The sequence below is a fragment of the Pseudomonas tremae genome (genome assembly GCF_001401155.1).
Lineage (GTDB): Bacteria > Pseudomonadota > Gammaproteobacteria > Pseudomonadales > Pseudomonadaceae > Aquipseudomonas > Aquipseudomonas tremae.
This window is the reverse complement of record NZ_LJRO01000313.1, coordinates 66,441-91,313: the sequence shown is the minus strand read 5'-3', so window position 1 is coordinate 91,313 and position 24,873 is coordinate 66,441. Positions and strand designations below refer to the sequence as shown.

Annotated in this window: 27 protein-coding genes; 9 read left to right on the top strand and 18 right to left on the bottom strand. The window is 58.3% G+C overall.

Annotated elements, in window-relative coordinates; genetic code table 11:
* Both rpsI and rplM read right to left on the bottom strand, forming a co-directional pair.
* Entirely contained in the window at nucleotides 1–393 is a 393-nt protein-coding gene (gene rpsI, locus ALO43_RS18135) for a 30S ribosomal protein S9 (protein ID WP_002555064.1), read from the bottom strand.
* A 14-nt stretch (nucleotides 394–407) separates the two neighbouring features.
* Entirely contained in the window at nucleotides 408–836 is a 429-nt protein-coding gene (rplM, locus tag ALO43_RS18130; RefSeq protein WP_002555065.1) for a 50S ribosomal protein L13, read from the bottom strand.
* A 493-nt stretch (nucleotides 837–1,329) separates the two neighbouring features.
* On the opposite strand from rplM, the gene ALO43_RS18125 reads away from it, so the two are divergent.
* Nucleotides 1,330–2,250 carry a GlxA family transcriptional regulator gene (locus ALO43_RS18125; RefSeq protein WP_162010123.1) on the top strand — a complete coding sequence of 307 codons (921 nt, stop codon included), beginning with the start codon at nucleotides 1,330–1,332 and terminating at the stop codon, nucleotides 2,248–2,250.
* 19 nt (nucleotides 2,251–2,269) lie between these two features.
* Here ALO43_RS18125 and zapE read toward each other — a convergent pair whose 3' ends face one another.
* The 3 genes from zapE to ALO43_RS18110 form a co-directional block, all read right to left on the bottom strand.
* Entirely contained in the window at nucleotides 2,270–3,364 is a 1,095-nt protein-coding gene (gene zapE / locus ALO43_RS18120; protein WP_005890143.1) for a cell division protein ZapE, read from the bottom strand.
* A 61-nt stretch (nucleotides 3,365–3,425) separates the two neighbouring features.
* Nucleotides 3,426–4,775, bottom strand: a complete 1,350-nt coding sequence (locus ALO43_RS18115) for a tryptophan--tRNA ligase (protein ID WP_005890142.1) — start codon at nucleotides 4,773–4,775, stop codon at nucleotides 3,426–3,428.
* A 39-nt stretch (nucleotides 4,776–4,814) separates the two neighbouring features.
* Entirely contained in the window at nucleotides 4,815–5,444 is a 630-nt protein-coding gene (locus ALO43_RS18110) for an alpha/beta hydrolase (protein WP_005890141.1), read from the bottom strand.
* Between the two features lie 145 nt (nucleotides 5,445–5,589).
* On the opposite strand from ALO43_RS18110, the gene ALO43_RS18105 reads away from it, so the two are divergent.
* A complete protein-coding gene (locus tag ALO43_RS18105) occupies nucleotides 5,590–6,033 on the top strand; it encodes a Z-ring associated ZapG family protein (RefSeq protein ID WP_005890140.1) in 444 nt (147 codons plus the stop codon).
* A 340-nt stretch (nucleotides 6,034–6,373) separates the two neighbouring features.
* Here ALO43_RS18105 and cysN read toward each other — a convergent pair whose 3' ends face one another.
* The 3 genes from cysN to ALO43_RS18090 form a co-directional block, all read right to left on the bottom strand.
* Nucleotides 6,374–8,272: a sulfate adenylyltransferase subunit CysN gene (gene cysN / locus ALO43_RS18100; protein WP_005889075.1), complete on the bottom strand. Its 1,899-nt coding sequence runs from the start codon at nucleotides 8,270–8,272 to the stop codon at nucleotides 6,374–6,376.
* Nucleotides 8,273–8,284: 12 nt separating this feature from the next.
* Complete coding sequence (cysD, locus tag ALO43_RS18095; protein ID WP_005889074.1) at nucleotides 8,285–9,202, bottom strand: sulfate adenylyltransferase subunit CysD; 918 nt, start codon at nucleotides 9,200–9,202, stop codon at nucleotides 8,285–8,287.
* A 144-nt stretch (nucleotides 9,203–9,346) separates the two neighbouring features.
* On the bottom strand, nucleotides 9,347–10,105 hold the full coding sequence (locus tag ALO43_RS18090) for a Nif3-like dinuclear metal center hexameric protein (RefSeq protein WP_005889073.1): 759 nt from the start codon (nucleotides 10,103–10,105) through the stop codon (nucleotides 9,347–9,349).
* Between the two features lie 111 nt (nucleotides 10,106–10,216).
* Here ALO43_RS18090 and algW point away from each other — a divergent pair, with 111 nt between their 5' ends.
* Entirely contained in the window at nucleotides 10,217–11,377 is a 1,161-nt protein-coding gene (algW, locus tag ALO43_RS18085; protein ID WP_005889072.1) for a Do family serine endopeptidase AlgW, read from the top strand.
* A 124-nt stretch (nucleotides 11,378–11,501) separates the two neighbouring features.
* Here algW and hisC read toward each other — a convergent pair whose 3' ends face one another.
* The 10 genes from hisC to ALO43_RS18035 all read right to left on the bottom strand — a co-directional run bounded on the left by hisC (nucleotide 11,502) and on the right by ALO43_RS18035 (nucleotide 19,488).
* Entirely contained in the window at nucleotides 11,502–12,554 is a 1,053-nt protein-coding gene (gene hisC / locus ALO43_RS18080; RefSeq protein ID WP_053480139.1) for a histidinol-phosphate transaminase, read from the bottom strand.
* Nucleotides 12,554–13,900 carry a histidinol dehydrogenase gene (gene hisD, locus ALO43_RS18075; protein WP_053480140.1) on the bottom strand — a complete coding sequence of 449 codons (1,347 nt, stop codon included), beginning with the start codon at nucleotides 13,898–13,900 and terminating at the stop codon, nucleotides 12,554–12,556. Before hisD ends, hisC begins: the two co-directional genes overlap by 1 nt.
* 123 nt (nucleotides 13,901–14,023) lie before the next feature.
* Nucleotides 14,024–14,659: an ATP phosphoribosyltransferase gene (gene hisG, locus ALO43_RS18070; RefSeq protein ID WP_005889068.1), complete on the bottom strand. Its 636-nt coding sequence runs from the start codon at nucleotides 14,657–14,659 to the stop codon at nucleotides 14,024–14,026.
* A 150-nt stretch (nucleotides 14,660–14,809) separates the two neighbouring features.
* Nucleotides 14,810–16,075: a UDP-N-acetylglucosamine 1-carboxyvinyltransferase gene (murA, locus tag ALO43_RS18065; protein ID WP_005889067.1), complete on the bottom strand. Its 1,266-nt coding sequence runs from the start codon at nucleotides 16,073–16,075 to the stop codon at nucleotides 14,810–14,812.
* 22 nt (nucleotides 16,076–16,097) lie between these two features.
* Nucleotides 16,098–16,337: a BolA family protein gene (locus ALO43_RS18060; protein WP_005889065.1), complete on the bottom strand. Its 240-nt coding sequence runs from the start codon at nucleotides 16,335–16,337 to the stop codon at nucleotides 16,098–16,100.
* Between the two features lie 114 nt (nucleotides 16,338–16,451).
* Nucleotides 16,452–16,757: an STAS domain-containing protein gene (locus ALO43_RS18055; protein WP_005889063.1), complete on the bottom strand. Its 306-nt coding sequence runs from the start codon at nucleotides 16,755–16,757 to the stop codon at nucleotides 16,452–16,454.
* Nucleotides 16,754–17,404 (bottom strand): MlaC/ttg2D family ABC transporter substrate-binding protein, encoded by a 651-nt coding sequence (locus tag ALO43_RS18050; protein WP_005889061.1) that lies wholly within the window; start codon nucleotides 17,402–17,404, stop codon nucleotides 16,754–16,756. The genes ALO43_RS18055 and ALO43_RS18050 overlap by 4 nt, the downstream gene beginning before the upstream one ends.
* Before the next feature lie 10 nt (nucleotides 17,405–17,414).
* Nucleotides 17,415–17,882: an outer membrane lipid asymmetry maintenance protein MlaD gene (gene mlaD / locus ALO43_RS18045; protein ID WP_005889059.1), complete on the bottom strand. Its 468-nt coding sequence runs from the start codon at nucleotides 17,880–17,882 to the stop codon at nucleotides 17,415–17,417.
* Complete coding sequence (mlaE, locus tag ALO43_RS18040) at nucleotides 17,882–18,679, bottom strand: lipid asymmetry maintenance ABC transporter permease subunit MlaE (protein WP_005889057.1); 798 nt, start codon at nucleotides 18,677–18,679, stop codon at nucleotides 17,882–17,884. Before mlaE ends, mlaD begins: the two co-directional genes overlap by 1 nt.
* Nucleotides 18,679–19,488, bottom strand: coding sequence for an ATP-binding cassette domain-containing protein (locus tag ALO43_RS18035; protein ID WP_005889055.1), 810 nt, complete (start codon nucleotides 19,486–19,488; stop codon nucleotides 18,679–18,681). Before ALO43_RS18035 ends, mlaE begins: the two co-directional genes overlap by 1 nt.
* Before the next feature lie 304 nt (nucleotides 19,489–19,792).
* Between ALO43_RS18035 and ALO43_RS18030 the strand changes: the two genes are divergently transcribed.
* From ALO43_RS18030 to ALO43_RS18005, 6 genes are all read left to right on the top strand, one after another.
* Entirely contained in the window at nucleotides 19,793–20,767 is a 975-nt protein-coding gene (locus ALO43_RS18030; RefSeq protein ID WP_024668801.1) for a KpsF/GutQ family sugar-phosphate isomerase, read from the top strand.
* On the top strand, nucleotides 20,767–21,306 hold the full coding sequence (locus ALO43_RS18025) for a KdsC family phosphatase (protein WP_024668800.1): 540 nt from the start codon (nucleotides 20,767–20,769) through the stop codon (nucleotides 21,304–21,306). Before ALO43_RS18030 ends, ALO43_RS18025 begins: the two co-directional genes overlap by 1 nt.
* Before the next feature lie 8 nt (nucleotides 21,307–21,314).
* A complete protein-coding gene (lptC, locus tag ALO43_RS18020) occupies nucleotides 21,315–21,887 on the top strand; it encodes an LPS export ABC transporter periplasmic protein LptC (protein ID WP_005889048.1) in 573 nt (190 codons plus the stop codon).
* Complete coding sequence (gene lptA / locus ALO43_RS18015) at nucleotides 21,874–22,422, top strand: lipopolysaccharide transport periplasmic protein LptA (protein WP_005889046.1); 549 nt, start codon at nucleotides 21,874–21,876, stop codon at nucleotides 22,420–22,422. Before lptC ends, lptA begins: the two co-directional genes overlap by 14 nt.
* Nucleotides 22,422–23,147: an LPS export ABC transporter ATP-binding protein gene (lptB, locus tag ALO43_RS18010; RefSeq protein ID WP_005889045.1), complete on the top strand. Its 726-nt coding sequence runs from the start codon at nucleotides 22,422–22,424 to the stop codon at nucleotides 23,145–23,147. Before lptA ends, lptB begins: the two co-directional genes overlap by 1 nt.
* Before the next feature lie 181 nt (nucleotides 23,148–23,328).
* Nucleotides 23,329–24,822: an RNA polymerase factor sigma-54 gene (locus ALO43_RS18005; RefSeq protein WP_005889042.1), complete on the top strand. Its 1,494-nt coding sequence runs from the start codon at nucleotides 23,329–23,331 to the stop codon at nucleotides 24,820–24,822.
* Nucleotides 24,823–24,873: the final 51 nt, after the last annotated feature.

Sequence of the window (24,873 nt, the reverse complement as noted above, 5' to 3'; positions counted from 1 at the left end):
TTAACGCTTCGAGTACTGCGGACGCTTACGCGCCTTACGCAGACCGACTTTCTTACGTTCAACTTCACGAGCATCGCGAGTCACGAAGCCTGCTTTACGCAGAGCACCGCGCAGCGTCTCGTCGTACTGCATCAGAGCGCGAGTGATACCGTGGCGGATTGCGCCAGCCTGACCACTTACGCCGCCACCGATAACGGTGACGTAGATGTCGAACTTTTCAACGGTCTCGGTCAATTCCAGCGGCTGACGAACTACCATGCGGGCAGTTTCGCGGCCGAAGAAGTTGTCCAGGGAGCGGTTGTTGATCGAGATGTTACCAGTACCCGGACGCAGGAAAACGCGAGCGGTTGCGGTCTTGCGACGGCCAGTGCCGTAATTTTGAGTCGCCGACATAATGAACTATTCCGTTAAAACTTCAGTTCTTGGGGCTGCTGAGCAGTATGAGGGTGTACAGCGCCCGCATAGACTTTCAGCTTACGATACATGTCGCGACCCAGCGGGTTTTTAGGCAGCATGCCTTTGACCGCGGTCTCGATCACGCGCTCAGGAGCTTTGGCGATCAGCTTTTCGAAGTTGATCGACTTGATCCCGCCCGGAAAACCGGAGTGTGAGTAGTAGATCTTGTCGGTGGTCTTGGCACCAGTAACGCGGATCTGCTCGGCATTGATCACGACGATGTAGTCGCCGGTGTCAACGTGCGGAGTGTATTCCGGTTTGTGCTTGCCACGCAGACGGCTCGCGATTTCGGTGGCCAGACGACCCAGGGTCTGACCAGCAGCGTCGACGACGAACCAGTCGCGCTTAACTGTTTCCGGTTTAGCAGTAAAAGTTTTCATTCTTTATAGCCTCAGGGGCCGCCCTGAAAATTAGACGGCGGATCTTACTGAATAGTGCGTACTTTGACAAGTCAAAGGCAGCCGGAAACAGACGCTATCGGGGGCTCGGGTCAGCGCGTCCGTTATACGGCAAGATTCTTCGGCAGACGGCGCATCACTTCCACTGCAAAGAGCTGGCGGATTATACAGACTGCGAAAATAACCTCAACCGGATTTTTTGTTCACACTCTGTTTATTGCCCGCGAGGTGGTTATTGGCGGATATTCACCGGATTAGCACAAGGCCATCATCGCAGGTCCGCAAGGGCCGCACCGTGAGGCCACTGGACACGCCTGGCAAAAAATAAGACGATCCAGCCGCTGCTTGACCATTTACCCATATAAGAATAACGATTATGCCGATCCGACACGCCACCCCTCTGCGCCGCGTCAGCATCCTGACCACCGACAAGATGTTCGCGTCGACTGTCATGCAGGCCAAGGACTTCTTCCATCTGGCCAGCCTGCGCTACAGCAAGCAATTGGGCCATGGCCTGATACCCGCCTTTGAAACGCGCCTGATCAGCCCGGACGGCCAGCCCGTCAACAGTTTCAGCGACGTAACGCTGCCGGTCGACGGCGCGCTTTGCCAGAGCGACATAATCGTCATCCCGGCGTTCTGGGACGACTTCGACACGCTTTGCCAGCGCTATCCGCAGGTACTGCCCTGGCTGCGCGAACAGCACGCCAATGGTGCTGTGATATGCGGCGAGGCCACGGGGGTCTACTGGCTCGCCGAGGCCGGGCTGCTGGATGGCAAGGAAGCCACGACCTATTGGCGCTTCTTCAGTGCATTCGCCGAGCGCTACCCCAACGTGCTGCTCAATCAGGATAAACACCTGACTGACGCAGACAACGTGTACTGCGCAGGCGGAACCACATCAGCCTGCGATCTGTATATTTACCTGATCGAGCGATTCTGCGGTGCCAACGTCGCTCAGGCTGTAGCCCGGGATATTCTTTATGAAGTGCGCCGCACCTACTCGCCCGGCCGGATCGGCTTTGGCGGGCAGAAGCTGCATCAGGATGTCGTGATTCTGCAGATCCAGCACTGGCTCGAAGACCACTTCGCCGACAAGTTCCGCTTTGAAGACGTGGCCCGCGAGCACGGCATGAGCATTCGCAATTTCATGCGCCGCTTCCAGACTGCAACAGGTGACAAGCCGCTGCATTACCTGCAAAGACTGAGAATAGAAACGGCAAAAGGGTTGTTGTCAGGCACTCGAAAGAGCATCAAGACCATCAGCTATGAGGTGGGCTATGACGACGCCAGCTTCTTCGCGCGCCTGTTCCGCCAGCACACCGGGCTGTCACCCAATCAGTACCGGCAGCAGTTCGAGAGCCCCAGGCTTAACGCTGTCAGCGAAAAGCCTTAGCCAGATCTCTTAAGGCGATTCAGGCCCTGTGCGCCCGCGAGAGGAACTCGTGGGACTGCATTTCCAGCAGACGGCTGAGCGTGCGCTGGAACTCGAACATCAATCGACCGCCGGTGTACAGGTCCTTCAGCTCGACTTCAGCCGAGATGATCAGCTTGACGTTGCGATCGTAGAACTCGTCGACCATGTTGATGAAGCGTCGGGCGATGTCATCGGTGGCAACGTCCATCTGCTCGACACCGCTGAGCAGCACGGCGTGGAATATCTTGCCCAGCTCGATGTAATCGTTCTGGCTACGAGGGCCGTCGCACAGCTCGCGAAAATCGAACCACGCAACGTCGTCACAAGTGCGCAGGGCGCGAATCTCGCGATTTTCGATCATCAGCACATCGTTTTCGATGGTCTCGGCGCAATCCGGCGTCAGCGCCTTGAAGCTCTTGCGCATGCTTTCCTGCGCGGCCTCATTGAGCGGGAAGTGGAACAGCTCGGCCTGCTCGAGGTGACGCAGACGATAGTCGACACCGCTGTCGACGTTGACGATATCGGTGTTCTGCTTGATCAGCGCAATGGCCGGCAGAAAACGCGCACGTTGCAGGCCGTCCTTGTACAGACCATCGGGAACGATGTTGGACGTTGCCACCAGCGTCACGCCATTTTTGAACAGCTCTTCCATCAGCGTGCCGAGAATCATGGCGTCAGTGATGTCGGAGACAAAGAACTCGTCAAAGCAGATGACTCGCGCCTCGTCGGAAAAACGCCTGGCGATGATCGTCAGCGGGTTTTTCTCGCCCTTGAGGGTCTTCATCTCTTCGTGTACGCGCTTCATGAAACGGTGGAAGTGGGTACGGACCTTCTCCTTGAATGGCAGCGCTTCGAAGAACGTATCAACCAGATACGTCTTGCCGCGACCCACGCCACCCCAGAAATACAGGCCTTTGACCAGAGTCGGCTCTTTCTTGCCGAACAGCTTGCCGAACAGGCCAGGCTTGCTGTCGTGAGCGGCGACCAGATCGTCGTACAGGCGCTGCAGATGACGCACGGCGTTTTCCTGCGCGGCATCATGGAAGAAGTCCGGGCGTTTCAGATCAGCTTGATATCGTTCTAGGGGCGTCATATTCGTTAGCAGGGCAACAAAAACGGGTCGTCACTGTAGCGACGACCCCAGGGATTGGCAATCAGTCCTGTTGAGGAGCGAGTGCCAGCTTGAGGGTCTGAATGGCGTTGTCACGCGCAGCAGCATCGGCGAATACCGGGCTATCGGCCACACATTCGCCATCCAGCCACAGGGTAAAACGGTCGTTTTCACTGCGCAGGTCGAGCTCGGCTCCCTGCTGCAGTTGCTTGCTGACAAGGCCGGCAGCCTTGCCGTCTGCGAAATTGCGCGACAACAGCAACTGCTCGCCATCAGCCGCCAACAGGCGAAAACGGAAGCTGCCGTCGTCTTCACGGAAGCTGACGAAACGAGCGCCCCTGGCGGTTTTTTTCTTGCCGGTGTCGGCGTTCTGCACGACGGTACGAAACGAGCGCAGGCCAACGGCCTCACGCAACTCCTCAAGGAACGGGGTAGCAACGCGACGGGCTTTCTGGGCACCGGCGAGCAGGATGTCTTCGAGGTCAGCCGGGCGTTCGATCAGCCCCAAGTAGTTCTCACGCGCTTCGCTCAACTGCGCATCGAGCAGGGTGAACAGGCGATTCTTCGCCTCACCCCACCCCAGGCCCTGCAACAGGTCGGAACGGAACCCGGCGCACTGCTCGGGCGTCGAGAACGCCTCATACAGGGTGAACAGGTGGGAGTTGTCCGGGTCCTTCGCTTCGCCGGGCGCGCGCGAGTCAGTGACGATGCGCGAGATAGCGTTTTTCATCTCCTTGGCGCTGCTGAACAACGGAATGGTGTTGTCGTAGCTCTTGGACATCTTGCGCCCGTCCAGCCCCGGCAGCGTGGCAACGCTCTCCTCGATCAGCGCTTCGGGCATGACGAAGAACTCTTTGCCATTGCCGAACAGGTGGTTGAAGCGCTGACCGATGTCACGGGCCATTTCCACATGCTGGATCTGGTCGCGACCCACCGGAACCTGATGCGCATTGAACATCAGAATGTCGGCCGCCATCAGCACCGGATAGCTGTAAAGGCCCATGGTGATGCCCGCGTCCGGGTCTTCGCCGCCCTCCACGTTCTTGTCTACCGAGGCCTTGTAAGCATGGGCGCGGTTGAGCAGGCCCTTGGCCGCCACACAGGTGAGCAGCCAGGTCAGTTCCGGAATTTCCGGAATGTCCGACTGGCGATAGAAGGTCACGCGATCAACATCAAGACCGGCTGCCAGCCAGGTCGCTGCGATTTCCAGACGCGAACGCTGAATGCGCAACGGGTCATCGCACTTGATCAGCGCGTGGTAATCGGCCAGGAAATAGAACGAATCGAAATCACTCTGGCGACTGGCAACGATAGCCGGGCGAATCGCGCCCGCGTAGTTGCCCAGATGGGGAGTGCCGGTGGTCGTGATACCGGTCAGGATACGAGTGGTCATGGCAAGTCGCTTATCTAAAGGATGCAATACGGGCTGCAATCAGTTGGGAAGTCGCGGCAAGAGCAGATCTTTCAGATCAGTCAGCTTGCCGTGAAAAAAGTGTCCGCATTCTGCCACTTTCAGCAGCTCATGGGGGCGCTGCAACGCGGCAGACCACGCATAAACCGTTTCAGGGTCAATGACTTCATCAGCCTCTGGCTGAATGATCGTCAGCGGGCAGGTCTGTGGCAGCACACTTTGATCCTCGAGCCGTGAGGCCGCTGCCGCAATCAGAAACAGGTGCGTCAGTTTTTCACCCTGCGCCTCGAGCCTTCCGCCCAGATTTGCGGCAACATAACCGCCGAACGAAAAGCCGAACAGCGTCATTGGCAGATCAGGGTGTTGCGCTCTTAACCATTGAGCTGCGGCCTGAGCATCATCGATCTCGCCAGGCCCGGCAACCGAGGTACCGGCACTGGCACCCACGCCGCGATAATTGAAGCGTAACGTGATAAGGCCCTGGTCCCGTGCGGTACGCTGCAACGTCGACACGACTTTATTGAGCATCGTTCCGCCCTGGATCGGGTTAGGATGACAGATCAGCGCAACGCCTCGAGCGTCGGGCACATCCTGATACAACGCTTCGAGCTGGCCTTCTGGGCCATCGATAAATAATGGGGTTTCACGCATGAGCAAAACAGAACTCCGTGACCTCGAAATGGGTCGACTCGTCTAGCTGATTGTCTGCGACTTGCATATCAACGACACGTCGCGGGTATACAGCGCAGGTTCGAGCCGTTAACGTAAAGCAAAGCCGTTTATAGAGGAAGGACTCGTGGAACACTCGCTCTTAGTCTGGTTGTTGCCGACACTCGCCCTGGTGGCAGGTGTCGTCATTGGTTTCCTGGTGGCACGCCTGCTGCCCAACACCGTTCCGAACAGCACCCAGCGCCAGCTGGACAACATTCAGGAACGTTTCGATACCTATCAGAACGAGGTAGTCACGCATTTCAACAGCACGGCCAACCTGGTGCAAAAGCTTTCGCAGAGCTATCAGGATGTTCAGGAACACCTTGCCGAGGGCGCCAACCGCCTGGCGCTTGACGAGCTGACACGCCAGCGCCTGCTCGCAGCCCTGCACCCAGAGGCCAATCATGCGCACCGCGATCATCGCGACCGCCTGACCCCTCCGCGCGATACCGAAACGCCGAAGGATTACGCGCCCAAGTCGCCTAATTCTCCTGGCATGCTCGACGAGCATTACGGTTTGAAAAAGTAAGCGTTACCGCAACGCAAAAGCCCGCCGCAGAGAACATCCGCGACGGGCTTTTTTGTGAAAGTAAAAACTGCATCGGCTGCTGTTCGCAGGGCGTGGGAACTTCAGGAGGTTACGACGGCTGCGATGGGCTGCGAAGCGGCCCTGAAACGAGCCACCTTGGTTGTGCCTGATGTGCCGTAGACACCTATGTTGCTGCCGGTTCCCGGCAGTTCGCGGACAAGTCCGCTCCTACAGCAGTTCGTCGCCAAGCCCACTCCCACAAGATTGTGTGTGGGAGTGAGCTTGCTCGCCAAGGCGCCAGTACAGACGCTAGAGACTACCGGCCTGTCAACCGGCAGAACTAGATCGCGCCGCGGCTACGCAGCAGGTCCAGCACCTGCCTGACGCTTTCTTCCACGCTGAGTGTCTGCGTATCGACCACCAGATCGGCATTCAGTGGCACGTCATACGGGAAGGACTCACCAGGAATGTTGTCGCCATCAGCAGCGTACAGGCCTTGCGGGTCACGTTCACGGCAGACAGTCGGGGATGCCTGAACATAAACGGTGATCAGACGATCCTTGCCGATCAGCGCCTTGGCACGCTCGCGCCCCTCGGCATCCGGCGCGACAAAGGCAGCCAGTGTCAGCAGCCCCGCTTCATTGAACTGACGCGCCACGTGGGCGGCACGGCTCCAGTTTTCGGTACGACCGGCGCGATCCTGCGGCAAGCCCTTGTTCAGGTCATGACGCAGGTTCTGGCCGTCCAGCACGAACACCGCACGGCCCATGTCGAACAGCTTGCGCTCGACCGCGTACGCCAGCGTGCTTTTGCCCGCGCCAGACAAGCCACTGAACAGCACGGTGGCTGGCTGCTGACCGAAACGCTGTGCACGCTCCTCGGTAGAAACGTGAGCCAGCTCGCCATGATGCTGCGAACCGCCGCCCGACACAGGCTTGGCGATGATCATGCCTGCCGCGACAGTGCCATTGGTCAGGCGATCGATAACGATAAACGAGCCCGTGGTGCGGTTGCTGCTGTAACCATCCAGCGCGATAGGCGCGTCCAGGCTGACTTTGACACGACCGATCTCGTTCAACTGCAACGAGCTGGCAGGGCCTTCTGCCAGCGTGTTCACATCGACCCGATGGGTGATGCTGGCAATCGAGCCCGGCACATAGCTGGTAGCGCGCTTGATGTCGTATTTCTTGCCCGGCAGCATCGGTTCTTCAGCCATCCATACCAGCATGGCGTCGAACGCATCGCTGACCTGCGGGACATTGTCGGCATGCACCAACAGGTCGCCGCGAGAAATATCGATTTCGTCTTCCATGGTCAGCGTCACGGCTTGACCCGGCCCCGCCTGTTCCAGCTCGCCTTCGAACGTGACAATGGACTTCACGCGGCTGCTTTTGCCTGAAGGCAGCACCACGATCTCGTCGCCCTTGTGCACGATGCCGCTGGCGAGCGTGCCGGCGAAACCACGGAAATTGAGGTTCGGGCGGTTGACGTACTGCACCGGGAAGCGCAGGTCGGTGTAATTACGGTCGTTGGCGATTTCGACGGTTTCAAGGATTTCCATCAGCGACTGACCGGTATACCAAGGCGACCGTTCGCTCTTGTTCACCACGTTGTCGCCTTTAAGCGCCGACATCGGCACAAAGGCCATCGTGGTCGGCTTGAAGGCGATGCCTTCAGCGAACTTCAGGTAATCAGCCTTGATCGACTCGAACACGCTTTCATCGAAGCCGTTGAGGTCCATCTTGTTGATGGCCACGACGATGTGCTTGATGCCCAGCAGCGACGCGATATAGCTGTGACGACGCGTCTGGGTCTGCACGCCATAGCGCGCATCCACGAGGATGATCGCTAAGTCGCAGGTCGACGCGCCGGTGGCCATGTTACGGGTGTATTGCTCGTGGCCGGGCGTGTCGGCAATGATGAACTTGCGCTTCGCCGTGGAGAAATAGCGATAAGCCACATCGATAGTGATGCCCTGCTCCCGCTCGGCCTGAAGGCCATCCACCAACAACGCCAGATCGACATCGTCGCCGGTAGTGCCGGACTTCTTCGAGTCACGGGTAATGGCTTCCAGGTGATCTTCGTAGATCATCTTCGAGTCGTGCAGCAGACGCCCGATCAGCGTGCTCTTGCCGTCATCGACGTTGCCACAGGTTAGAAAGCGCAGCATTTCCTTGCGTTCGTGCTGGCCCAGATAGGCGAGGATGTCCTCGCTGATCAAATCAGATTGATGCGACATGTGACATCCTCCTTAGAAATAACCCTGACGTTTCTTTTCTTCCATCGAGCCGGCGCCGTCATGGTCAATGACCCGGCCCTGGCGTTCGGAAGTTCGCGTCAGCAGCATTTCCTGGATGATATCGGTCAGGCTGGTCGCATCGGACTCGACTGCACCGGTCAGCGGGTAGCAGCCCAGCGTACGGAAGCGGACCTTTTTCTTGACGATGCGCGACTTCTCTTCATCGGTCAGATGCTCGAGGATCCGATCGTCGTCGATCATGATCAGCGTGCCGTTCTTCTCGATCACATCGCGTTCGGCGGCGAAATACAGCGGCACGATCGGGATGCCTTCGAGGTAGATGTACTGCCAGATGTCCAGCTCGGTCCAGTTGGACAGCGGGAACACACGGATCGACTCGCCCTTGTTGACGTTGCCGTTATAAACATTCCACAGCTCGGGACGCTGGTTTTTAGGGTCCCAACGGTGCTTGCTGTCACGGAACGAATAAACGCGCTCCTTGGCCCGGGACTTCTCTTCGTCGCGACGGGCACCGCCGAATGCGGCGTCGAAACCATGCTTGTCCAGCGCCTGCTTGAGGCCCTCGGTCTTCATGATGTCGGTGTGCTTGGCACTGCCGTGGGTGAACGGGTTGATACCCTGCGCCACGCCGTCGGGGTTGATATGGGTGATCAGGTCCAGGCCCATCTCTTCGACCATCTGGTCACGGAAGCGATACATCTCCTGGAATTTCCAGCGTGTATCGACGTGCATGACCGGAAACGGCAGTTTGCCAGGGAAGAATGCCTTGCGCGCCAGGTGCAGCATCACGGCCGAATCCTTGCCGATCGAGTACAGCATCACCGGGTTATCGAACTCGGCGGCGACCTCGCGGATGATGTGGATGCTTTCCGCCTCCAGCTGTTTCAGATGCGTCAGTTTGTCAACCATGGCTACTCACGTTCGTTATGGGCCGGAAAACCGGGGCGGCCTGCGGGCCGTATTCGAGCCGGGCACTTTAACATGCGTGATATCGCTATTCAGCGATGCATCTAGATCGAAACGATCTATGCATATGCCCCGCTGATTGATCAGTCAGATCGGGTTCGGGCAGTCGATGAAGATATGCTCCAGGGCGAAACGGCGAGCCAGATAATCCCCCAGCGCCTGAACACCATAGCGCTCAGTAGCGTGATGACCGGCGGCGATAAAACTGATGTCGTTTTCCCGAGCACTGTGAAAGGTCTGCTCCGACGCTTCGCCACTGAGAAAAAGGTCCACGCCCTCCAGCACCGCCTGATCGATATAGCCCTGCCCGCCTCCGGTGCACCAGCCGACACGACGAACCATCGGGCTGCCCTCCACAAGCAACGGCTCGCGCCCCAGCGCATCCTGTACACGACGGGCGAAATCACGCGGGGTCATGGGCTCTGCCAAGGAACCGACCAGTCCGACAACGCGCGCGTTTTCCGGATCAAGCGGCCCTTCGACCGTAATGTCCAGCTGACGGGCGAGTTGCACGTTATTGCCCACCTCAGGATGCACATCCAGCGGCAGGTGATAGGCCAGCAGACTGATGTCGTGCTTGAGCAAGGTCTTCAGGCGACGCTGTTTCATGCCGACGACACAGGGGTTTTCGCCCTTCCAGAAATAACCGTGATGGACCAGGATCAGATCCGCCTGGGCGTCGACCGCGGCGTCCAGCAATGCCTGGCTGGCCGTCACGCCACTGACGATGCGCATGACCTGCGGGCGCCCCTCGACCTGAAGACCGTTGGGGCAGTAATCCTGAATCCGGGCGCTGTTCAGATAGCGGTCGGCTTCTTCGACCAGAGTGCTGAGAGCAACAGCCATAAAAGACTCCTAAATATGCAGTTCAGAGCTGCGTTGTACTCGTATAATGCCCGCCATTATGGCGCACCCGTGGCTAAACTTTCTGCGCCCGCAACCATCAGGACTTGTTCAATGCTCAAGGCACTGCGCTTTTTCGGCTGGCCATTGCTGGCCGGCGTGCTTATCGCCCTGCTGATTATTCAGCGCTATCCTCAATGGGTCGGCCTGCCGAGCCTGGACGTCAATCTTCAGCAGGCGCCACAGACCACCAATGTCATGCAAGGTCCGTCTTCATATGCCGATGCGGTAATCGCCGCAGCACCGGCAGTGGTCAACCTCTATACCACCAAGATGGTGAACAAAGGCAATAACCCTCTGTTCGAAGACCCACAGTTCCGGCGCTTCTTCGGCGATAACACGCCCAAGCAGAAACGTATGGAGTCAAGCCTCGGCTCTGGCGTGATGATGAGTCCCGAAGGCTATATCCTGACCAACAACCATGTGACCACCGGTGCCGACCAGATTGTGGTGGCGCTCAAGGATGGCCGCGAAACCGTCGGCAGGGTGATCGGCAGCGATCCGGAAACCGATCTGGCGGTACTGAAGATTGACCTGAAAAACCTGCCAGCGATCACCATCGCACGCTCCGACGGCATTCGCATCGGTGATGTCGCTCTGGCCATCGGCAACCCGTTCGGCGTCGGCCAGACCGTGACCATGGGCATCATCAGCGCTACCGGGCGCAATCAACTGGGCCTCAACACTTACGAAGACTTCATTCAGACCGACGCCGCCATCAACCCCGGCAACTCGGGCGGCGCCCTGGTAGACGCCAGCGGCAACCTGATCGGCATCAACACTGCGATCTTTTCCAAATCGGGTGGTTCTCAGGGTATCGGCTTTGCCATTCCGACCAAGCTTGCGATGGATGTCATGAAGTCGATCATCGAACACGGCCAGGTCATTCGTGGCTGGCTGGGCATCGAAGTTCAACCACTGACGCCGGAGCTGGCCGAGTCGTTCGGATTGAAAGATCGCCCCGGGATCGTAGTGGCGGGCATCTTCCGCGACGGACCGGCGCAGAAGGCCGGGCTGCAGCTGGGTGACGTGATCCTGAGCATCAACGGCCAACCCGCCGGTGACGGCCGCCGCTCCATGAACCAGGTGGCGCGCACCAAGCCCAAGGACAAGATTGCCATCGACGTGATGCGCAACGGCAAGGAAATGCGCCTGAGCGCCGAAGTCGGCCTGCGTCCACCGCCTGCGCCTACCCCTGCAGAAGCGCCGGAGTAATGCGCTAGCGGCTGAAGCCCATGCTCCGCGCTTGGTGTTGTGCACAAACCCGCTTTTGATTCTGCCCGCTAACCAGCGGGCAGAAGCCTGAAGGCCCCGTTTCAGGGCTGATCGGCGCTACCCCTTAAATCCCGCTCAGGCCCTCCAGCAAAGCCTGATGCTGCTCTGGCGTACCAATGCTGATACGCAGAAACTGGGCAATACGTTGCTGCTTGAAGTGGCGCACGATCACGCCCTGCTCGCGCAGCTTTGCAGCCAGCGCAGCAGCGTCGTGTTGCGGATGGCGGGCAAAGATGAAGTTGGCAGCCGAGGGCAACACTTCAAAGCCTTTGCCCTGCAACTGCTCGACCAGCGCTTCACGACTTTCGATGACCTTGTCGCGCGTTGACTCGAAATGCTCGCGGTCGTCGAAAGCTGCCGCGCCACCTGCGTTGGCCATACGGTCCAGCGGGTACGAGTTGAAGCTGTTCTTGACCCGCTCCAACGCCTCTATCAGGTCGGGATGCCCTACCGCGAGACCTACGCGCAGACCGGCCAGCGAGCGCGATTTGGACAAGGTCTGGGTGACCAGCAAATTGGGATAACGATCGACCAGCGTGATCGCAGTCTCGCCACCGAAGTCTATATACGCTTCGTCAACGACGACCACAGAGTCCGGGCTGGCCTTGATGATCTGCTCGACCTTGTCCAGACCCAGCAGGCAACCGGTGGGTGCATTCGGGTTGGGGAAGATGATCCCGGCGTTCGGCCGGGCGTAGTCTTCGGCACGGATCTGAAACTGCTCGTCCAGCGCCACCGTTTCGTAACCAATGCCATACAGGCCGCAATAAACCGGATAGAAGCTGTAGCTGATATCCGGAAACAGCAGCGGCGCGTCGTGCTGGAACAACGCGTGAAAGATGTGCGCCAGCACCTCATCGGAGCCGTTGCCGAGAAATACCTGATTGGGCTGAACGCCGTAATAACCGGCAACAGCGTGCTTGAGCAGGTCGCTATTGGGGTCGGGATACAGACGCAAGTCGTCGGTCAGCACCGCACGCATGGCCTCGATAGCCTTGGGCGACGGACCGTAGGGGTTCTCGTTGGTGTTGAGCTTGACCAGCTTGCTCAGCTTCGGTTGCTCGCCCGGCACGTAAGGCACGAGACTGCTGACGAAAGGGCTCCAGAATTTACTCATTATTTGCCGTCCTCGATGTTGCCAGCTTTCCAGTCAGGGTCAGTGATTCGGTATTCTGCGCTGCGGGCGTGGCCGCTCAATGACTCACCACGCGCCAGTACGGACGCTGTCTTGCCCAGCTCGGAGGCGCCCTGCGGCGAGCAATAGATGATCGACGAGCGCTTCTGGAAATCATACACACCCAGTGGCGATGAGAAGCGTGCCGTGCCGGAAGTCGGCAACACGTGGTTGGGGCCTGCGCAATAGTCACCCAGCGCCTCGGAGGTGTGTCGCCCCATGAAGATCGCACCCGCGTGGCGAATATGCGGCAGCCAGGCTTCAGGGTCGGCGACGGACAACTCCAGGTGTTCAGGCGCGATACGGTTTGCCACTTCGATGGCTTGCGCCATGTCCGCCACCTTGATCAGCGCGCCACGGCCATTGATCGAGGTTTCGACAATCGCCGCCCGGTCCATCGTCGGCAACAGCCGGGTGATGCTGACGGCTACCTTGTCGAGGAACTCGGCATCCGGGCTGACCAGAATGGCCTGGGCGTCTTCGTCGTGCTCGGCTTGGGAAAACAGGTCCATGGCGATCCAGTCAGGGTCGGTCTGACCGTCGCACACCACTAGAATCTCGGACGGACCCGCGATCATGTCGATACCGACCTGACCGAATACATGACGCTTGGCCGTGGCGACATAGATATTGCCAGGGCCGACGACCTTGTCGACTTTCGGCACGCTTTCAGTACCGTAGGCCAACGCCGCAACGGCCTGCGCACCACCAATAGTGAATACGCGATCCACACCGGCGATGCACGCTGCCGCCAGCACCAACTCGTTGATTTCACCACGCGGTGTCGGCACGACCATCACTACTTCGGTCACACCGGCAACTTTCGCCGGGATGGCATTCATCAGCACTGACGAGGGGTAAGAGGCCTTGCCTCCCGGTACATAAAGACCTGCACGATCGAGCGGCGTGACCTTCTGGCCCAGTACCGTGCCATCGGCCTCGGTGTAGCTCCAGGAGTCCTGCTTTTGCTTCTCGTGGTAGCTGCGCACGCGTTCCGCAGCCTTTTCAAGAGCTTCGCGCTGCACCGGTGTGATGCGGGTCAATGCCAGTTCCAGACGTTCGCGCGGCAAAATCAGGTCGGCCATCGACGCAACCTGCAGCCCGTCGAACTTCTGGGTGAATTCGACCAGCGCAGCATCGCCCCGCTCACGCACAGCCTTGATGATATCGAGCACGCGCTGGTTAACCGAGTCGTCAGACACACTCTCCCAGCTCAGCAGATGATCCAGATGTCGTGCGAAATCCGGGTCAGCAGCATCGAGTCGGCGAATTGCAGTGGGAGTGGTCATAACAGGGCCTCAATAATTGGCGGATGCTCAGGAGCCTAAAGCTACCAAGCTATCCGCGCAGGCACCTGAGAAATTTGGCTATGACACGGATAGCTGGACGCAACTCGAAGTTGCGTGGAGGGATCAGCTGCGGTGTCGAGACTCGACAGCCTTGCGCAAGGTGTCGATAAGGGCCTGGATGCGGGCGTGCTGCATTTTCATGGAAGCCTTGTTCACGACCAGCCGCGAGCTGATGTGAGCGATCAGCTCCTGCGGCTCTAGACCGTTGGCCCGCAAGGTATTGCCGGTGTCGACCACGTCGATTATCTTGTCTGCGAGACCGATCAACGGTGCCAGCTCCATGGAGCCGTAAAGCTTGATGATATCGACCTGACGCCCTTGCTCGGCGTAGTAACGCTTGGCGACATTGACGAACTTGGTGGCCACGCGCAGGCGCCCCTTGGGCTCCACCGCGCCGATGGCACCGGCAGTCATGAGCCTGCACTTGGCGATCTGCAGGTCCAGCGGCTCATACAGGCCCTGGCCGGTGTATTCCATCAACACATCCTTGCCCGCGACGCCCAGGTCGGCGGCACCATGCTCGACATACGTCGGCACATCGGTGGCACGCACGATCAGCAGACGCACGTCAGCCTGAGTCGTGGGGATGATGAGCTTGCGGCTCTTGTCCGGATTCTCGGTCGGCACGATGCCAGCTTCGGCGAGAAGCGGCAGGGTGTCGTCAAGAATGCGGCCCTTGGACAGTGCGATGGTCAACATGGGAAACGTCAGTCCTTATCAGGAAACCTTTGTCACGACGCAAACGGCGTGTGACAACCCTCGGCCCGAGGTCCGAGGTGAAACGAATCAGAAATCACACCCGCGACAGAACAGGCGGCCCCATGCCTTTGGCATCAGGGCCGCAGGTTGCTAGCCCGGAACGCGGCGGATCTTGGCGCCCAGCATTTGCAGCTTCTCTTCGATGCACTCGTAACCACGGTCTATGTGGTAAATGCGATCGATCAACGTGTCGCCCTGAGCGACCAGCGCAGAAATCACCAGACTGGCCGATGCACGCAAGTCGGTCGCCATGACTGGCGCGCCCTTGAGCACTTCGGTACCGGTCACGATTGCAGTGTTGCCTTCGACCTGGATCTGGGCGCCCATACGGTGCATTTCATACACGTGCATGAAGCGGTTTTCGAAAATGGTCTCGATAACCGCGCCTGTGCCTTCGGCAATGGCATTGAGCGAGATGAACTGCGCCTGCATGTCGGTAGGGAACGCCGGATAAGGCGCAGTGCGCACGTTGACGGCCTTCGGACGCTTGCCGTGCATGTTCAGCTCGATCCAGTCTTCACCGGTCGTGACTTCGGCACCGGCTTCCTGAAGCTTGAGCAGCACTGCTTCGAGGATGGTCGGATCGGTGTCCTTGACCTTGACGCGACCACCGGTAACGGCAGCGGCCACCAGGTAGGTGCCGGTCTCGATACGGTCAGGCATGACCTTGTAGGTGGCTGACCCCAGACGCTTGACGCCATCGATAGTGATGGTGTCGGTGCCTGCGCCGTGAATTTTTGCACCCATGGCGATCAGGAAGTTCGCCAGATCGACAACCTCAGGCTCGCGAGCGGCGTTCTGAAGTACGCTACGGCCGTTGGCGAGGCTGGCAGCCATCATGATGTTTTCGGTACCGGTCACACTCACGGTGTCGAAGAAGAAGTGCGCACCGCGCAGACCGCCCTCTGGGGCCTTGGCCTTGATGTAACCACCTTCGACATCAATGATCGCGCCCATGGCCTCGAGGCCACGGATGTGCAGGTCGACCGGTCGCGAGCCAATGGCACAGCCGCCTGGCAGGGCCACTTCGGCCTCGCCAAAGCGGGCGACCATAGGCCCAAGCACCAGAATCGACGCACGCATGGTTTTCACCAGTTCGTACGGAGCCACCAGGGTCTTGATGGTACGAGCATCGATCTCGACGCTGAGTTTCTCGTCGATCACCGGCTCGATACCCATGCGACCGAACAGCTCGATCATAGTGGTGATGTCGTGCAGGTGGGGCAAGTTTTGAACGGTGACTGGCCCATCAGCCAGCAACGTGGCGGCAAGGATCGGCAGGGCAGAGTTCTTTGCCCCGGAAATGCGAATTTCGCCATCAAGACGAACGCCGCCGGTAATAATCAATTTATCCATTAGAGTCTCGACACCAATTGGCTCAGGTACGCTCGGCCCACGCAGCGCGGCTGAAAAATTTCATGGTCACCGCGTGGATGCTGCCATCGGCAATCCAGGGGTTCAGATGGGTGTAAATCTGCTGCTGACGCTTGACCGGGCTCAGGCCGGCCAACTCGTCACTGATGATATTCAGCTGGAAGTTACAGCCTTCGCCTTCGACTTCCACCTTGATTTCCGGCAGCTTTCCTTCAAGGAAGCTTTTAACTTCTACAGCCTGCATGCTTAACCTCGATCGGCGCTGTACGCGCGCGGGTCGGCCATCATACAAAAAAGCCCATGTTATGCGAAGCCCGACGAACGGGTCCCGGATAAAGGGCTTTCTCGATGATGCCTGTCAGTGGGTATCCAGTAGCTCGGTAAGACCTGAAACACGGGCTATCTGGCGCATGTCTTCAGGCAGCGAGCGGACTGTAATCGACTTGCCTGCATCTCGTGCATCGCGCATGAAAGCAAGCAGCAATGCCAATCCTACACTGCTGGACTTCTCGACACCGGAACAATCAAGCGTCAGCTCGGGCAGGTCACCGGATTTGATCAGTGCCGCACCCTGCTTGCGCAATTGCGGTCCGGTACGATAATCCAGCACCCCGATCAGCTTCAACTCGCCCGGGCCGGCCAGACGAACAGCGGCCTCGCTCATTGTGCCGGCTTCTGCGATGCGTCAACGGTGGACTTGGTCTTGGCAACCTCGCCCGCCCAGTTGTTGATCGTGGTGTCCAGATTATTGCCATTACGCTGCATGGCGTCGGCGAACTGATCACGGAACAGCTTGCCGATGTTGATACCGTTGATCACAACGTTACGGACTTTCCACTCGCCGTTCAGCTTCACCAGCGTGTAGGAAACCGGGTAAACGGCACCGTTGGAGCCCTTCACCTGCATGTCCACGCTGGTACGGTCGTCGCCTTCATCCTTGGCTGGCGCAACGGTGATGCCCTGATTGTTGAATTCAAGCAGTGCGTTTCCGTAGAACTGCATCAGGCTGCGCTTGAAGTTCTCTTCGAAGCGCTTTACTTGCTCAGGCGATGCCTTGCGCGAGTACTTGACGGTCATGATGCTTTTGGAAATGCCATCCGCATCCACCACCGGGCCCACAATGCGGTTCAGCGCATCGTAGAACGCGCTCGGGTTGGACTTGTACTCTTCACGATTGGTCGCGAGATCACTCAGCAGTTCCTTGGTGGTGCGTTCCACCAGATCATGGGCCGAGGGGGTCGCCGCAGCGTTGGCCAGCATAGGCAAAGCGGCCAGCAACACCAGCAGACCACGGCGCAGAATAGAGATCATTTGAAGCTCCTCACTTGGCGTCTTTACTTACTGTATTGAGCAGGAATTTTCCGATCAGGTCTTCAAGTACCAGAGACGATTGCGTGTCATGGATGGTCCCGCCATCCTTGAGAAGCTTGTCATCGCCGCCAACACTGATGCCTATGTACTTTTCACCCAGCAGCCCGGCGGTCAGAATCGACGCGGTCGAGTCCGAAGGCAGGTTGTCGACCTTTTTCTGTATTTCCAGAGTGACGCGACCTGTAAAGGTGTCGCGATCCAGATCGATCGCGGTCACCTTGCCGACAGTCACGCCAGCCATGCTGACCTTGGCTCTGACAGTCAAACCGGCCAGATTGTCGAAGTAAGCATAAAGTTTATAGGTGTCGGTGCTCGCGCTTGTGCTCAGACCACTGACTCGCAGGGCCAGCAGCAGCAGAGCCAGTATCCCGGCCAGCAGGAAAAGGCCGACACCGGTTTCGATGGCACGGTTTTGCATCAGAAATCTCCAAACATCAAGGCGGTCAAAATAAAGTCCAGTCCCAGCACGGCCAAGGAGGCATATACAACCGTCCTGGTTGTCGCGCGGCTGATCCCCTCGGAAGTAGGGTCGCAGTCATACCCTTGGAAAACGGCAATCCATGTCACCACGAAGGCAAATACGACGCTTTTGATCACCCCATTGAGCACATCGTTCGTGAAAGAAACGCTGTTCTGCATGTTCGACCAGAAAGAACCGTCATAGACTCCCAGCCAATCTATCGCTACCCAGGAAGCGCCCCAGATACCCACCACGCTGAAAATCATCGCCAGAATCGGCAACGAGATAAAACCGGCCCACAAGCGCGGCGCAACGATGTATTTGAGCGGATCGACGCCGATCATCTCAAGGCTCGACAATTGCTCGGTGGACTTCATGTTGCCGATCTCGGCGGTCAGTGCAGACCCTGCGCGACCGGCAAAGAGCAAGGCTGTGACCACCGGTCCCAGTTCACGCAGCAACGTCAGGGCTACCATCTGACCGACGGCCTGCTCGGAACCGTATTTGGCAAGAATGCTGAAGCCCTGCAGCGCCAGCACCATCCCGATGAATACGCCGGAGACCACGATGATGACCAGAGACATCACACCGACGGAATACAGCTGCTTGATCAACAGCTGAAAACTGCTGCCAGCACCACCACGCCCCAGCAGGGCATGCACCAGAAAAAGGCCGGAGCGGCCCAGAACAGCAACGATATCGATGGCCGAACGTCCAAGCAGACGAACCCGGTCCATCAGTGACTTATTGCGCATCAGCGCTTCCCCAAAAGATCTTCGCGAAAATCCGGCGCCGGATAATGGAACGGCACAGGGCCATCGGGCTCGCCGGTCATGAATTGACGAATACGCGGATTGTCCGAGGACATCAGTTCCTGTGGCGTACCCTGCCCCAGCACTTGTCCATCGCCCACAACATAGAGATAGTCGGCGATGCTCGCCGTCTCGCTGAGGTCGTGAGACACCACGATACTGGTGATCCCCAAAGCATCATTGAGCAGGCGGATCAGGCGCACCAGCACCCCCATTGCAATCGGGTCCTGCCCGACGAAAGGCTCGTCGTACATCAGGATCTGCGGGTCAAGGGCAATCGCACGAGCCAGCGCCACACGACGCTTCATGCCACCCGACAGCTCATCGGGCATCAGCTCTACCGCGCCGCGCAGGCCTACGGCCTGAAGCTTGAGCAGAACGATGTCGCGGATCATCTCTTCCGGCAGTTCGGTGTGCACACGCAATGGAAAGGCGACGTTTTCAAAAACGTCGAGATCGGTAAACAGCGCGCCGCTCTGGAACAGCACGCCCATCTGCTTGCGCGCGTCGAACAGGTCACTGCGCGAAAGATCGGGCAGGTTCTGGCCGTTCACCCAAACCTGGCCGGCGCTCGGGCGCAACTGAGCGCCCATCAGGCGCAGCAAGGTAGTCTTGCCACAGCCAGACGGCCCCATTATTCCCGTGACCTTGCCGCGTGGAATACGAATATCGACGTCATTAAAAATGGTGCGCGTACCGCGTTTGAAAGACACACCTTTCAACTCGACCGCATAGGCGTCATCAGAACTCATCTAAACTCCTTGCGATACAGCATCCGCCCTCGGCCACTGAACAGTGGCGGCAGACAAGCTGCCCAGGCAGTCCGAACAAGCCGCGAACTATATCACCGCAGCCAACCGCCCCCAAGAAGAGAACCGACCGGTTCAGGTATTCGCTAAAATATTCTGTACCACAATGTTATGGCCACAGGCTTGAATACAGACCCGCAGTCGCGTAGGAAATTCGTTTAAAAACAACACAACGACGATCAGACGTGAGGGAATCGTTCATTACCGCTATAATCGCCGCCTTTCAGCAGGCTGACCCTTTCCAGACATGAACCAATCCAGTGATCTGATCCACTCGGCGCAACGCACCATTCGTCTCGAGATAGAAGCCATGCAAGGCTTGCTTGAGCGCCTGGACGGGGATTTCGTGCGAGCGTGCGAAATGATCCTGGCCAGCAAAGGGCGGGTTGTGGTGGTCGGCATGGGCAAGTCCGGACACGTTGGCAACAAGATCGCAGCCACACTGGCAAGCACCGGCACCACGTCTTTTTTCGTGCATCCGGCCGAAGCCAGTCACGGCGACATGGGCATGATCACCCGCGATGACATCATTCTGGCGCTGTCCAACTCCGGCAGCACCAACGAGATCGTAACCCTGCTGCCTCTTATCAAACGGTTGGGCATCAAGATGATCAGCCTGACCGGCGACCCCGACTCGATTCTGGCCAAGGCCGCAGACATCAACCTGAATGCCCACGTGGCGCATGAGGCCTGCCCGCTGAACCTTGCGCCGACTTCTTCTACCACCGCCGCACTGGTCATGGGCGACGCCCTGGCTGTGGCGCTGCTCGACGCACGAGGCTTTACTGCCGAAGACTTCGCGTTCTCTCATCCGGGTGGCGCACTTGGCCGACGCCTGCTGCTCAAGGTCGAGAACGTCATGCACTCCGGTGACGCGCTGCCCAGCGTCCAGCGCGGCACCCTGCTCAGGGACGCGCTGCTGGAAATGACCCGCAAGGGCCTGGGCATGACTGCCATTCTGGAAGCCGACGGCACCCTCGCTGGCATATTCACGGACGGCGACCTGCGCAGAACGCTGGACCGCCCTGTCGATATCCGCCAGACCACCATCGATGACGTCATGACGGTTCACGGCAAGACCGTGCACGCAGAGATGCTTGCCGCCGAAGCACTTAAAATCATGGAAGACCACAAGATCGGCGCTCTGGTTGTCGTAGACCGGAACGACCGGCCTGTGGGCGCATTCAACCTGCAGGATCTCTTGCGCGCAGGCGTCATGTAATGGATACCGAAACGATGACACAGGATCTCATGCAACGCGGCAAGGCTATCAAGCTGGCCGTTTTCGACGTCGACGGCGTACTGACTGACGGTCGTCTTTACTTCCTGGAAGATGGCAGCGAAATAAAGACTTTCAGCACACTGGACGGCCAGGGCATAAAAATGCTGATAGCCTCGGGCGTTACTACTGCCATTATCAGCGGCCGTAAAACGTCGATCGTCGAGCGCCGGGCGAAGAGCCTGGGCATCGCGCACCTGTTTCAAGGGCGTGAAGACAAGCTGGTGGTACTGGATCAATTGCTGGCCGAGTTGAAACTTGATTACGAACAAGTCGCCTATCTGGGCGATGATCTGCCAGACTTGCCAGTCATTCGACGCGTCGGTCTGGGCATGGCCGTCGCCAACGCGGCAGGTTTTGTACGCGAGCATGCACACGGGATAACCAAAGCGCGAGGCGGCGAAGGCGCTGCACGCGAATTCTGCGAACTGATTCTGAGTGCGCAAGGCAACCTTGAAGCGGCTCACTCCGCCTATTTATAGAAGCCATTATGTTCACTAAAAAAATTCGGAAGTTCCTGCTTTTCGGGGTACTGGCAGTACTGCTGGCAGCTGTCGGCTATTGGAACGTCAGCCCGGAAAGCTTCATGGATCAACCTGCAGGGTCGGCTGACGACACCGCCATCGACTACTATGCAATCAATACACGCAGCGTGCAGTACTTGCCCGACGGCACACTTCAGTACGACATGACCTCCGACAAGGTAGAGCATGTAAAGGCCACGGACGTGAGCCTGCTGACAATGCCGAATCTGCATATGTACCGTGGTGGCGAGTTCCCTTGGCACGTGCAGAGCAAAAGAGGCGAAGTTTCATCGGCCGGCGATCAGGTCGAACTGATGGACGCCGTTCGTGTGGAGCGCACCGATGAGAAACAACGTACGACCATTATCACCAGTAGTCGCATGACCGTATTCCCTCAGAAGCAATATGCGGAGACCGACCAAGACGTTAGAATCGACGGCGCGGGCGGTGTCACTACGGCCAAGGGAATGAAAGCGTATTTGAAAGACAGCAGGATGGACCTGCTCTCCAACGTAAGAGGACAGTATGAGTCTCGTTAAAACTCTTCCTTTATTGCTCGGCCTGGGCGCAGCACTGGGAAGCGCGAGCGCCTGGTCCCTGCCAACTGACCGCGATCAGCCGATCCACATCCAGTCGGACGATGCCCAGCTCGATGACAAGAAAGGCGTTGCGACCTACAAGGGCAATGTCATCATCACCCAGGGCTCGATGAAAGTGACCGGCAACACGGTAACGATCACACGTAATGCCCAAGGGGAAGTCGACGTTTTCACCTCGGTCGGCAACCTGGCCTATTACGAGCAGAAGCCTGCGCCGGACAAGCCGATCGTGCAGGCGTATGCCGTCACTATTCAGTATTACGCCGGGCAGGACCGCATTGTCCTGATCGACAAGGCCAAGGTTATCAATGACGGCAATACCTCCGAAGGCGAGAAGATCGTCTATGACACGGTCAGGCAGGTTGTCACTGCTGGCCGCGCCAATGGTGGCACCAAGCTGACCACACCACGTCCGCGTATCGACATGGTCATCCAGCCCAAAAAGAAAACCGATCAACCTCAGAAGGCCCAGTAATGGCGACGCTCAAAGCCCAGCATCTGGCTAAAAGCTATAAGGGCCGACAGGTCGTGCGCGATGTGAGCATCTCCATCGACAGCGGCCAGATCGTCGGTCTGCTAGGCCCCAACGGCGCCGGCAAGACCACCTGCTTCTATATGATCGTCGGCCTGGTGCGGGCTGATCAGGGTCGAGTACTGATTGATGATCTGGATGTCAGCCATCAACCCATGCACGGTCGCGCCCGCGCAGGTATCGGCTACTTACCCCAGGAAGCATCGATCTTCCGCAAGCTGTCCGTGTCCGACAACATCATGGCGATCCTCGAGACCCGCAAGGAACTCGATGCCGGAGCCCGCCGCAAGGAGCTGGAAAGCCTCTTGCAAGAGTTCCACATTACCCACATCCGCGACAATCTGGGCATGAGCCTTTCGGGTGGCGAGCGTCGCCGCGTCGAAATCGCCCGCGCTCTGGCCACTGCTCCGAAATTCATCCTGCTGGATGAACCGTTTGCAGGCGTCGACCCGATCTCGGTGGGCGACATCAAGCAGATCATTCACCACCTCAAGGCCAAGGGTATCGGCGTACTGATCACTGACCACAACGTTCGGGAAACCCTGGACATCTGCGAAACTGCCTACATCGTCAATGACGGACAGCTGATTGCAGAAGGTGATTCAGAGACCATTCTCGCGAATCAGCTGGTGAAGGAAGTCTACCTCGGTCACGAATTCCGCCTCTGATCGACTGCCGCCGCACATCGCGGCAGTGGAAGCCCGGGCAGCGTATTGACATTATTTTATTTGTCATAACGCTCTAGGCAAAGGTACAGGTTTCAGGCATATAATTTGCTTAATGATGGCGCTCCGGCGCCTGTAGTAGATGGCGCGTGTGCGCCGGCGAATAAGGTGTTTAGCCCCTGCCATGAAACCATCGCTAGTCTTGAGAATGGGCCAGCAGCTGACGATGACACCGCAGCTGCAACAGGCAATCCGCTTACTTCAGCTTTCCACTCTGGACCTCCAGCAGGAGATTCAAGAGGCGCTGGAGTCAAACCCTATGCTTGAGCGGCAGGAAGAAGGCGACGACTTCGACAACTCCGACCCGCTTGCCGACAACATCGAACAAAAGCCCAACCCAGACGTTCAAGAACCCACCTATCAGGAATCCGCGCCTACCGTGGACAACCTGGAGGACGGCGAGTGGAGCGAGCGCATCCCGAACGAATTGCCGGTCGATACGGCATGGGAAGACGTTTACCAGACCAGTGCCAGCAGCTTGCCAAGCAATGACGATGACGAGTGGGACTTCACCACCCGGACCTCGGTAGGCGAAAGCCTGCAAAGCCACCTGCTATGGCAACTGAACGTTGCGCCGATGTCCGACAAGGACCGCCTGGTAGCCGTTACGCTGATCGACTGCATTAACAACCAGGGTTATCTGGACGAGACACTCGAAGAAATCCTCGAGTCCTTCGATCCTGAGCTGGATATCGAACTCGACGAAATAGAAGCCGTTCTGCATCGCATCCAGCAGTTCGAGCCGGCAGGCATAGGGGCGCGCAACCTGAGCGAATGCCTGCTGCTGCAGCTGCGCCAGCTTCCGGCCAAAACCCCGTGGCTGACCGAAGCGCAACGTCTGGTTACCGACTACATCGACCTGCTCGGGAGCCGCGACTACGGGCAGTTGATGCGCCGCATGAAGCTCAAGGAAGATGAACTGCGTCAGGTCATCGAATTGATCCAGAGCCTCAATCCACGCCCTGGTTCGCAAATCGAGTCTACGGAAGCCGAATACGTCATTCCCGATGTAATCGTGCGAAAAGACAACGAGCGCTGGCTGGTCGAACTCAATCAGGAATCCGTACCGCGCCTGCGCGTCAACCCGCAATACGCCGGCTTCGTGCGTCGCGCCGATACCAGCGCCGACAACACCTTCATGCGCAACCAGTTGCAGGAAGCCCGCTGGTTCATCAAGAGCCTGCAAAGCCGCAACGAAACCCTGATGAAAGTGGCCACCCAGATCGTCGAGCATCAGCGAGGCTTTCTCGAGTACGGCGACGAGGCCATGAAACCGCTGGTCCTGCATGACATTGCCGAGGCAGTGGGCATGCACGAGTCGACCATCTCGCGGGTGACGACGCAAAAGTTCATGCACACCCCACGCGGTATTTACGAGCTGAAATACTTCTTCTCGAGCCATGTGAGCACCTCCGAAGGCGGCGAATGCTCGTCTACGGCGATCCGCGCGATCATCAAAAAACTGGTAGCTGCGGAAAATCAGAAAAAGCCGTTGAGTGATAGCAAGATCGCTGGTTTACTGGAGGCACAAGGCATTCAAGTAGCCCGTCGCACAGTCGCCAAATACCGCGAGTCACTCGGGATAGCGCCTTCCAGTGAGCGTAAGCGATTGATGTGATGCAGGCCGAGCCACAGCGTCCCGGTGACAGGCATCACGCCTGTCGCTTTA

Coding starts and splice junctions, on each gene's coding strand:
- ALO43_RS18025 (WP_024668800.1), top strand. CDS start 20,767: ATGGATACCGAAACGATGACACAGGATCTCATGCAACGCGGCAAGGCT.
- ALO43_RS18050 (WP_005889061.1), bottom strand. CDS start 17,404: ATGATCTCTATTCTGCGCCGTGGTCTGCTGGTGTTGCTGGCCGCTTTG.
- hisD (WP_053480140.1), bottom strand. CDS start 13,900: ATGACCACTCCCACTGCAATTCGCCGACTCGATGCTGCTGACCCGGAT.
- ALO43_RS18090 (WP_005889073.1), bottom strand. CDS start 10,105: ATGGCTGTTGCTCTCAGCACTCTGGTCGAAGAAGCCGACCGCTATCTG.
- ALO43_RS18035 (WP_005889055.1), bottom strand. CDS start 19,488: ATGAGTTCTGATGACGCCTATGCGGTCGAGTTGAAAGGTGTGTCTTTC.
- lptB (WP_005889045.1), top strand. CDS start 22,422: ATGGCGACGCTCAAAGCCCAGCATCTGGCTAAAAGCTATAAGGGCCGA.
- ALO43_RS18060 (WP_005889065.1), bottom strand. CDS start 16,337: ATGCAGGCTGTAGAAGTTAAAAGCTTCCTTGAAGGAAAGCTGCCGGAA.
- ALO43_RS18110 (WP_005890141.1), bottom strand. CDS start 5,444: ATGCGTGAAACCCCATTATTTATCGATGGCCCAGAAGGCCAGCTCGAA.
- murA (WP_005889067.1), bottom strand. CDS start 16,075: ATGGATAAATTGATTATTACCGGCGGCGTTCGTCTTGATGGCGAAATT.
- lptA (WP_005889046.1), top strand. CDS start 21,874: ATGAGTCTCGTTAAAACTCTTCCTTTATTGCTCGGCCTGGGCGCAGCA.
- ALO43_RS18115 (WP_005890142.1), bottom strand. CDS start 4,775: ATGACCACTCGTATCCTGACCGGTATCACGACCACCGGCACTCCCCAT.
- algW (WP_005889072.1), top strand. CDS start 10,217: ATGCTCAAGGCACTGCGCTTTTTCGGCTGGCCATTGCTGGCCGGCGTG.
- ALO43_RS18055 (WP_005889063.1), bottom strand. CDS start 16,757: ATGAGCGAGGCCGCTGTTCGTCTGGCCGGCCCGGGCGAGTTGAAGCTG.
- hisG (WP_005889068.1), bottom strand. CDS start 14,659: ATGTTGACCATCGCACTGTCCAAGGGCCGCATTCTTGACGACACCCTG.
- ALO43_RS18030 (WP_024668801.1), top strand. CDS start 19,793: ATGAACCAATCCAGTGATCTGATCCACTCGGCGCAACGCACCATTCGT.
- hisC (WP_053480139.1), bottom strand. CDS start 12,554: ATGAGTAAATTCTGGAGCCCTTTCGTCAGCAGTCTCGTGCCTTACGTG.
- cysD (WP_005889074.1), bottom strand. CDS start 9,202: ATGGTTGACAAACTGACGCATCTGAAACAGCTGGAGGCGGAAAGCATC.
- mlaE (WP_005889057.1), bottom strand. CDS start 18,679: ATGCGCAATAAGTCACTGATGGACCGGGTTCGTCTGCTTGGACGTTCG.
- ALO43_RS18005 (WP_005889042.1), top strand. CDS start 23,329: ATGAAACCATCGCTAGTCTTGAGAATGGGCCAGCAGCTGACGATGACA.
- rplM (WP_002555065.1), bottom strand. CDS start 836: ATGAAAACTTTTACTGCTAAACCGGAAACAGTTAAGCGCGACTGGTTC.
- mlaD (WP_005889059.1), bottom strand. CDS start 17,882: ATGCAAAACCGTGCCATCGAAACCGGTGTCGGCCTTTTCCTGCTGGCC.
- lptC (WP_005889048.1), top strand. CDS start 21,315: ATGTTCACTAAAAAAATTCGGAAGTTCCTGCTTTTCGGGGTACTGGCA.
- rpsI (WP_002555064.1), bottom strand. CDS start 393: ATGTCGGCGACTCAAAATTACGGCACTGGCCGTCGCAAGACCGCAACC.
- zapE (WP_005890143.1), bottom strand. CDS start 3,364: ATGACGCCCCTAGAACGATATCAAGCTGATCTGAAACGCCCGGACTTC.
- cysN (WP_005889075.1), bottom strand. CDS start 8,272: ATGTCGCATCAATCTGATTTGATCAGCGAGGACATCCTCGCCTATCTG.